The organism is Tissierellales bacterium (assembly GCA_035301805.1).
GTDB lineage: Bacteria > Bacillota > Clostridia > Tissierellales > DATGTQ01 > DATGTQ01.
In genome coordinates this window covers 1-7334 of sequence record DATGTQ010000275.1, presented here as the reverse complement: position 1 = coordinate 7334, position 7334 = coordinate 1, and the positions used below count along the sequence as shown (strand labels likewise).

The following is a 7334-nucleotide window of genomic DNA, read 5'->3' as shown; positions in this document are numbered from 1 at the left end:
TTTGGATTGAAATTTTCTTCTATATAGGGCATTAGTTCTAATCTAATTTTATTTCTATTATATATAGGTTCTAAATTGGTTTTATCTAATCTAGTATCAATTTTATTTTCCCCTATATAAGCTTCTATTTCATCCCTATTTATTTCTAATAATGGTCTTATTATATTACCCCTTTTATAAGGTATACCTTTCAATCCATCAATACCTGTCCCCCTCATAAAACGCATAATCAATGTTTCTGCTTGATCGTTTTTATTATGAGCTACAGCTATCTTCCCTCTGCCATGCTTTTTTAATACCTTTTTAAAAAAATCATACCTTAACTTTCTACCCGCTTCCTCTCCAGTCATATTATGATCTTTTGCATATTCATACATATTAACCTTTATACTGTAGAAGGGGAAATTTAAATCCTTACAAATATTTCTTACAAATTCTTCATCTTTATTAGCAGCTTCCCCTCTTACTCCATGGTTAACATGGGCTACATAAATATTAAAAGGAATAACTTTCTTAATATCTAAAAGAATATATAGTAAGGCCATAGAATCTGGCCCCCCAGATACTCCAATAACTACTTGATCCCCTTCATCTATTAAATTATAATTTCTTATAGTTTCTAATACTTTTCCTTCCATAATATCACCTACATAGATTTTACATAAGAAAATAAATTACATTGTCCCAATATATTTCATATCATAATTGTTACAATAAATCAATTTTACTAGAAAACCTAAATTATATTCATTACTATTATACCTTAAAAATTGTCCTAAAGTCTCCCTTTTAAAGAAGACGTAGGACAGTTTTTCCAGTTTACCTCCCTTAATAATACTAATACCCTCTATTTATACCATATATTCATTATTTAAATGCTTGTCTCTTTAATATACTTTCCACATTTTTGTTACTAATACTGTCATATCATCCTTTATGGCACCATTACTTACCTCCTCTGATATTTGTAAAATACCATTAGCCATAGTTTCTGGATTCATTGTATCTATATTCATTATAACATCCTTCATCCATCTTTCCTTCTCTTCCGTCTGGGTATTTGCCTCTAATAAACCATCGGACATCATTATTAAAAAGTCCCCATCTTCTAAATAAGTCTCATATCCTTGGAAGTCTACATCCTTTAGTATTCCTACCGGTAGTGATTGGGAGCTTATAACTTCTACTCTATCTTTTTTCTTTATAAAAGTAGACGCTGCTCCTGTTTTTATGAGTTGCAATTTACCTGAGTATAAATCTAATAAAGAAATATCTAAGGTTGTGAAAATTTCATCATTGGACTTAAGCACTAACATAGAGTTTATAGTTTTTAGTATAATTTCCTCATTAAATCCCGCTTCTAAACACTTTTCCAATATAGAAATAGCAGCCGCACTTTCCTTGTTTGCCTTTAACCCTATGCCCATGCCATCACTTAATGCATTGAAGTACGTATTCTTCCTCTCCCCAACAGTATAACTATCCCCAGAAACAGATGCTTTAGATGCATTATTCTTTGCAATTTTTGTCACAGCACCATATCTATTAGCTTTAATTAATTTGTATCTTCCTTTATCCCCTCTATTCTTATTTATATTAAAATCACTTTTTAAAGGTATACCTATAGCTTTCGATGCTATATTTTTAACATTATCCAAACTATTTTCAGGCTTTGAGCTTCTGCCCACTTCTATATCTATTTCAAAATCACCTTTTGGAAACTCACTGACTCTTACATCTAAGACATTTACTTTTCCCTTCAATAATGAAAGATGAATAATTTCCTCTAAATCCTCGTTAAATATAGGTTCCCTAACTACTCTATCTGTTACATCGTCCACAATCTCTGATATCCCTTCTAATTGTTCAGATATAAGTTCCCTAGTTTCTAACATGGACTCTTTCCATTTATGTTCAACTCTAAAGACATCATAAAGTTTATATCCATTCTGTATTATGTCATTTTTCTTCACACATTTTTTATTAAAAAATTTTGGTAACTCTTCATCAGAAAAGTATTCTTTTTTATCTATTAATTCTATTAATTTAAACATAGAATGATAAGTTATATAGAAATCTTCTTCCCAACAAAATTTTTTCATAGCACATTCATTACACACACTATTTACTAACTTATCTACAAATCCATATAAGTCTAAAGAATCAACAGCTTTTTCTTCTTCTGTAGATTCTTTAAATATGGAACCTAACTCTTTGAAAATATCTGAAATATTCTCCAAATTTTCTAAAGCCATTTTCTCCTTCTTCTCTAAAGCATATTTTCTCTTTTCTATAATTGGTATTTCTTCAATCCCCTGTAACATTTCAGACTGTAAGAAATTTATAAATAAATAAAATAACCCAATTGCTAATCCTATTTCTCTGTATTTTAAAAAGCTTGTACTAAACCCATTAATATAGAAACTCATAATACTATTACCTAATAAAAATCCTGCTATTGAACCAGCCTTTCCTAAATCCCTAAAAACCCCTGATAACAACCCAGAAAGAGCATATATAGATAGAAGGAAAGGCATCTCAGGGCTTGAAATATAGGATATTAAGCCTATAGTAATGCCCATACCCCCACCCCAACTTGGCCCAACACTGTAACCAAAAGATAAGACTAATAAAATACTAATTACACTTTTTAGTGATATTCCCATTAAGCTAATATTTATACCGGACAGTGCCAATGCTAAAGTTGCAAAAGTACATAATATTGTTTCCCTAGTAGTATTTTCTTCTAAACTTATTCCTATAGGATAGCTATAGGAAAAAATATATGACAAAGTAAACACTACTAATCCTTCAAATAAAACTGTAAATAAATCATAGAAATAAAACTGCTTAGTAATTAATAGGGCCAAAATCCCTACAGCTGAGAAAGTACCTGATGAAATTAAAGACATATTTAATATAGATATTTTCTTTTCCTTTTTAAAATGATTATACACAATTATAATAAGTAAAATAGAAATAATATACCTTATTCCTTTAAATCCATGAAAACTTAATAAACCAAAAATTATTGATAATGGAATACCTATACTAATACCGTCCAATAAATGGGCCGATAAAAATCCTATTCCAAAGGGAGTTAAATTATCAATAATAGGGGCCCTAGCAATAAAAAAACTAATAATACATAAAAATAAGTCTTCCTTAGTAAAGTTCCCTATATCTACTGTCCTTTTCCTTTCATATGGAGCCGTTTCCATTTTCAACATTATAAATCACCTCTATTTATATTTTGTCTACATACTAACAAATAAAAAGTAAATTTTTTGTCAATACTAGGCACCTTTCAGAAAGAATTTTCAGACAATATAATGTGACTTTCCTTAGTATTTTACTATTTTTCCTTAAGGTAAAGTAGAAAGGGTTTAATATAAAGTTTGGCTAAGTATCAAGGTTCTAGCCTTTATATTTGAAAATAGATATTAAATGTCTTTTTTTGTTGTTTAAAATAATAAAAACCGGAATTAATTCCGGTTTTATAAGTCCATTATCATCTCACTTTATTTTTATTACCATACCCTTTTCTACTTTCCCTACTTTTCAATTGATCTTGTCTCTCACTACTCTCTTTCATAAAATTAGATAACTTATCTTCAAAGGATAAATACTTTTGTCTTTCATCTGTTTTTCCCCAATCTACTTCTACTGGGTTTGTAGTTTTAGGTTTAGCTTGTCTAATAGAAAGACTTATCTTTCCCTCCTTAGTAACAGAAAGAACTTTTACTTTAACCTTCTCATTTTTTTTAAGATAATCACTCACTTTCTCTACATAATCATCAGATATTTCAGAAATATGGACTAAACCAGTCTTCCCTTTAGCTAGTTGAACGAATGCTCCAAAATTAGTTATACCAGTAACAGTTCCCTCAACTACCTCTCCTACAATAACGGGCATATATAAAAAACTCCTCCTTATAATATAATTGTCCATATAAGTATATATCAGATAAACTTATATGTCAATTCTGTCTATGGCTTTCTCGTTTTAAAGAAAAGGTTCTTATTCTTATTTTGATCTACATAAATAATTTCCTTAGGCTTTACCATATTTAGTTCTTCCCTTGCTACTTTTTCAACAAATTCTAAACTATCACTATCTTTTATTTCTTTATCTAATTCTTTAACCTCTTTCTTTAACTTAACGATTTCTTCTTCTTTCATTATTTTTTCAGTTTTTAAGGCTCTTATAGTTTTTTGCTGGCTAACAAAAGTAATAACTACGTAAATAGAAAATAATATTAATATTAAATGTCTTAACCTTAAATTATTTTTCTTCTTTTTTTTCGCCATAAAACCACCACCTATAGTAAATATTCTACATTTTTTGAATAACCCCTTTATTTTTTCTTAGAAATTATAGAAATATATTTCTTAGTATCTTTTCCCATCTCTTTCAATACTTTATTAGTTTTTTTAACTTTCCTAGTAAAGGGTTTAGCAAGCTTTTTTATTTGATTCACAGGAATTGATAATATAGAAATTATCAACTGAAACAACTTTACTAATAAAGAATATACAATCTTACTAATTAGTTTAAAATACAGAAAAGCTCCTATAAATAAACCTACAAAAATATAACCTCTTAATTCCCCCCAGGTACTTTTTATTAGTACGGAAAAAACTATTATTGTAATAACTATCCAAAACAATACATCTTCAATAAGAGTAGCTATTTTTTTAGGTTTCAAAAAATATCTAAATACTTTGTATAAGTCATAAACAGTTCCAATTAATAGTCCACCATATATTGAAGTTAAAAAAATATAACTTTGAACCTTTAAAGAATTGTCCATAATCTTCGCCCCAAATTATTTAAACATTTTTTCAAATAATTTTCCCTTTGTACTTCCTTCTCTACCAGTATAGACTATTCCATTTACAGAACCATCTATTTTTACATTTCCATCATCTAAATTTAATTTATTTATATTTAATCCTTCACCTTTTACGGTTATTACACCCTTTATAGTTATAAGTATTATAGTATTATCATTATAACTTTCTACTTGTTCTACCCCAGTAACAGAGAGTTTTTTTCTATCTTCTAAAAATACATTTTGATTTTTGAAGGTTACCTTGTTATTTTCCATATATCTCCCTCCTCATCCACTCCTATATAAATATTATGAATAAAAAGGGGCTTTTATTACAAAAGTAATATCTTAAAGAACTTTATACATTTCTTCCGCCTTATTTTTAGGTATATTATCCCCTACCTTTAATACTTCTACCTTCATCTTATTTGTTCCAAATTCAACTTCAATAATATCTCCAACTTCAACTATACTTCCAGGCTTTACTTGCTTACTATTAATATATACTCGTCCTTGTTCACAGGCCGTTTTAGCTACACTACGTCTTTTAATAATTCTTGAATTTTTTAAAAATTTATCTATTCTCATAGTTCTCTCCTTTCAATTAACTTTATCTATAAGTAAAAAATCAGGTCTAAGACCTGATTTTTTACTTATTAACTGCTTCTTTAAGTGATTTCCCTGCTCTAAATACAGGTGCTTTTGAAGCTGGTATTTGAATAACTTCTTCTGGATTTCTTGGGTTTCTTCCTTCTCTTGCTTTTCTATGTCTTACTTCAAAAGTTCCAAAGCCTACAAGTTGTACTTTTTCTTCCTCTGATAATGCCTCTTGTACTACCTCCATAAACGCATTTAATGAACTTTCTGCATCCTTCTTTGTTAATCCACTATTTTCTGCTATACCAGCAATTAATTCTGCCTTATTCATAAAATATTCCTCCTCGTTTTAAAATATAAAATACTATGCCTTAGTTTTAAACATTTTATAAATTTTTATGTACCTTTGATTTATTCCAAAGTACATCCATCTCCTCTAAGGTCATTTCTTCTAATTTTTTTCCTATCTTTTCACTTTCGATTTCCATCTTTTCAAATCTCTTAATAAACTTATTTGTTGTTTTATTTAAAACTACTTCCGGATTTAAATTTAGAAATCTACAGACATTTACAACCGAAAACAACAAATCTCCTAGTTCCTCTTCAATCGCCCTAGCATCACCACCTTCAAATAATTCCAAAGCTTCCAACACCTCAAAATATTCTTCTTTTACCTTTTCTAATGCACCGGCAACATTATTCCAATCAAAACCTATATCACTTGCTCTTTCTTGCACTTTATAACTTTTCATAAGAGCAGGTAACTTTTGTATATCCTTTAATCTATCTGTGTAACTTTCAAGGTTTCTCGACTTAAATTTAGCGTGATTCCAATTATACACTACTTCATCAGATTTTTCTAGTTTTTTCACATTGAATACATGAGGATGTCGAAAAATTAATTTATCAGTTATTGCTGTTGTTATATCTATAAAATTAAAATATCCATCTTCTTTAGCCATTTGACTATAAAAAACTACTTGTAATAGCAGATCCCCTAATTCTTCAGCTAAACCATCTATATCCTCATTATCAACAGCATCTACTACCTCATAAGCCTCTTCAATAACATTTTCTCTTAAAGAGGTATAAGTTTGTCTAATATCCCAAGGACAGCCTTCAGCACTTCTCAATTTTTCCATAATATTTAATAAATCATTAATATCATATACCTTTTTTTGTTTTTTATCCACTTTAGGTACGTATACACTGGTTAAATCCCCTATTTCTTCTAGTCTGTCCAATTTGTATACAGGTATTCTTAACATTTTTTCTTTATCCTTCATACCACTACTGTCTATAAATATTATCTCATATTCATCTCCATAGACTTCAGAAATAGTCAATTTTACCTCTGAGGCTACCCTTTTATTATAAACCTGAGTTATGATATTATCTACATTTATATCCAATTCATTAGATTTTAAAACTAAAGCATCTAAAATTTTAAGACCGTTTATAGGATCTCTTTTTATCCCGGATATTATTGGATCTATAAAGCTCATTCCTGGTACAATCTCTATATCTATTTTCTCCCTTTCTGCTAATTTTATTAGTAATTCTACAGATTTCTCTGCAACTAAAGGGTTTCCTGGCGTGAAATAGTTGATACTATTATATATTTTAACCTGTTTTATTAAGTCTTTGGCAATAGAGTCATAAATCTGTTCAAAATCTTTACTATTTTCATAAATATAGTCATAGCTTCTATAAGCAATATTATTCTCTCTTAAATAATCTACTGTAGGATGTTTTTCTGTCCGCAGAAAATTTATCTTTCCACTATTTAATCTTTCTACAGCCTTTAAAGTTAGTAAATTTACATCTCCAGGACCTAGTCCTAGTACATAAATTTTCTTCATTTGTATCTGCCCCTTATCTATTTTACTTCATTAATCCTAT

The 7334-nt window shown here is 28.9% G+C and carries 9 protein-coding genes; all 9 read right to left on the bottom strand.

The genetic code is table 11. From position 1 onward, the window contains the following. The coding region (gene tilS, locus VK071_13535) for a tRNA lysidine(34) synthetase TilS (protein ID HLR36336.1) at nt 1–638 on the bottom strand (638 nt) is incomplete at its 3' end. Nucleotides 639–887: 249 nt separating this feature from the next. Continuing rightward, nucleotides 888–3230 carry a stage II sporulation protein E gene (gene spoIIE, locus VK071_13530; GenBank protein HLR36335.1) on the bottom strand — a complete coding sequence of 781 codons (2343 nt, stop codon included), beginning with the start codon at nt 3228–3230 and terminating at the stop codon, nt 888–890. 281 nt (nt 3231–3511) lie between these two features. After that, entirely contained in the window at nt 3512–3916 is a 405-nt protein-coding gene (locus tag VK071_13525; GenBank protein ID HLR36334.1) for a S1 RNA-binding domain-containing protein, read from the bottom strand. 74 nt (nt 3917–3990) lie between these two features. After that, nucleotides 3991–4311 (bottom strand): septum formation initiator family protein, encoded by a 321-nt coding sequence (locus VK071_13520; GenBank protein HLR36333.1) that lies wholly within the window; start codon nt 4309–4311, stop codon nt 3991–3993. 47 nt (nt 4312–4358) lie between these two features. Next, nucleotides 4359–4814: a spore cortex biosynthesis protein YabQ gene (gene yabQ / locus VK071_13515; GenBank protein HLR36332.1), complete on the bottom strand. Its 456-nt coding sequence runs from the start codon at nt 4812–4814 to the stop codon at nt 4359–4361. A 15-nt stretch (nt 4815–4829) separates the two neighbouring features. After that, on the bottom strand, nt 4830–5111 hold the full coding sequence (gene yabP, locus VK071_13510; GenBank protein ID HLR36331.1) for a sporulation protein YabP: 282 nt from the start codon (nt 5109–5111) through the stop codon (nt 4830–4832). Nucleotides 5112–5183: 72 nt separating this feature from the next. Continuing rightward, nucleotides 5184–5423: an RNA-binding S4 domain-containing protein gene (locus VK071_13505; GenBank protein HLR36330.1), complete on the bottom strand. Its 240-nt coding sequence runs from the start codon at nt 5421–5423 to the stop codon at nt 5184–5186. A gap of 61 nt (nt 5424–5484) precedes the next feature. Beyond that, nucleotides 5485–5763 carry an HU family DNA-binding protein gene (locus VK071_13500; GenBank protein ID HLR36329.1) on the bottom strand — a complete coding sequence of 93 codons (279 nt, stop codon included), beginning with the start codon at nt 5761–5763 and terminating at the stop codon, nt 5485–5487. Between the two features lie 55 nt (nt 5764–5818). Then, nucleotides 5819–7294, bottom strand: a complete 1476-nt coding sequence (gene mazG / locus VK071_13495; protein ID HLR36328.1) for a nucleoside triphosphate pyrophosphohydrolase — start codon at nt 7292–7294, stop codon at nt 5819–5821. Between the last annotated feature and the right edge of the window lie 40 nt (nt 7295–7334).